The following is a 1477-nucleotide window of genomic DNA, read 5'->3' on the forward strand; positions in this document are numbered from 1 at the left end:
TCGACCTGGGCGGACACTCCCTGCTCGCGACCCGCCTGATCAACCGGATACGTGCGGTACTGGGCGTGGACCTGCAGTTGCGCACGCTGTTCGACGAGCCGACTGTCGCCGGTGTGGTGCGCCATCTGTCAGGTGCGGGGTCCCGTCCGGTGCTGGAGCGGCGTGAACGCCGCGAGGTACTGCCGTTGTCTTTTGCGCAGCGACGGTTGTGGTTCCTGTACAAGTTCGAGGGCGCCTCGGCCACGTACAACATTCCGCTGGTGCTGCGGCTGACCGGTGACCTCGACATCCCGGCGCTGGAGGCGGCGCTCAACGACGTGATCGCCCGGCACGAGCCGCTGCGGACGGTCTTCCCCGACCTCGACGGGGAACCGTATCAGCGCATTCTCACGCCCGCCGAGGCTCACCTCACCCTCGCCGTCGAAACGGTGACCGAGGAAACGAGGGGCTCCCGGATCGAAGCCTGCGTACGGCACGGCTTCGAGCTGAACGGCGAGATCCCCTTGCTGGCCCGACTGTTGACCTCGGGACCCGGGGAAGCGGTCCTCGTACTGGTGATGCACCACATCGCAGGTGACGGCTGGTCGATGACGCCGGTCGCCGCCGATCTGGCTTCTGCGTACACGGCCCGGCTGCGCGGTGAAGGCCCGGAGTGGCTGCCGCTGCCGGTGCAGTACGCCGACTACAGCCTCTGGCAGCACGAACTGCTCGGCGAGGACACCGACCCGGACAGCCTGCTGCGACGCCAAGCCGCCTACTGGACCGATCACCTGAACGGCCTGCCTGACATCGTCTCCATTCCCACCGACCGGCCGCGCACCGCGACGCCTTCCTACCGCAGCGACACGGTGAGCTTCGCGGTCGACGCTTCGACGCACGCCGGGCTTCGGGAGCTGGCCCGTTCGGCGGACGCGACGCTGTTCATGGTCCTGCACGCGGGCCTGGCGGCGTTGCTGTCGAGGCTGGGAGCGGGATCGGACGTTGCCGTGGGCTCACCCATCGCCGGACGTACCGATGAGAGTCTGGACGACCTGATCGGCTTCTTCGTCAACACGCTCGTCATTCGGACAGGGGTGTCTTCGGACGCCACGTTCGCCGACCTGCTGACCCAGGTCCGCGAGGCGAGCCTCGCTGCGTACGGCCACCAGGACATCCCCTTCGAGTATCTCGTGGAGAAACTCAACCCGCAGCGCTCACCGGGACACCACCCCCTGGTCCAGATCATGCTGGCACTTCAGCACAACACCGATCTGACTTTCGAACTGCCGCGATTGCGAGCCCAGTTCGTCGACCCGGGGGCCGCCGGATCGCAGTTCGACCTCACAGTCAACGTCGGGGAGACCTTCGACGGGGAGGGCAGGCCCGCAGGTCTGTCGGGGTCGATCGAGTACGCGACGGATCTCTATGACCGGGGGACCGTTGAGTTGTTGGGTGGGCGGTTGGTGCGGTTGTTGGGTGGGGTGGTGGGGGATTCGGG

The 1477-nt window shown here is 67.1% G+C and carries 1 protein-coding gene; it reads left to right on the top strand.

The features are described 5' to 3' along the window. Positions 1 to 1477: condensation domain-containing protein (locus tag ABZ154_RS35010; RefSeq protein WP_356838507.1), on the top strand; the 1477-nt coding region annotated here is incomplete at both ends.

Source organism: Streptomyces sp. NPDC006261 (assembly GCF_040613515.1).
GTDB lineage: Bacteria > Actinomycetota > Actinomycetes > Streptomycetales > Streptomycetaceae > Streptomyces.